1 rRNA gene is annotated in these 255 nt (G+C 50.2%); it reads right to left on the bottom strand.

Annotated elements, in window-relative coordinates:
- Positions 1–31 precede the first annotated feature (31 nt).
- Positions 32–255 (bottom strand): 23S ribosomal RNA (locus AC6LJ2_RS30160); the annotation flags it as partial.

Here is a 255-nt window from a genome sequence, read left to right as displayed (position 1 = left end):
TATATCACCAGGTCATAACCATCAGTGTTATAGGATCAAGCCTCACGAGCAATTAGTATCGGTTAGCTTAACGCATTACTGCGCTTCCACACCCGACCTATCAACGTCCTGGTCTCGAACGACTCTTCAGGGGGATCAAGTCCCCGGGATACCTAATCTTCAGACGAGTTTCCCGCTTAGATGCCTTCAGCGGTTATCTCTTCCGTACTTAGCTACCCGGCAATGCCATTGGCATGACAACCGGTACACCAGAGG

This window comes from Achromobacter sp. 1014246743 (assembly GCF_059760725.1).
The sequence above is the reverse complement of the archived record's forward strand: the minus strand, read 5'-3'. Positions and strand labels throughout refer to the sequence as shown.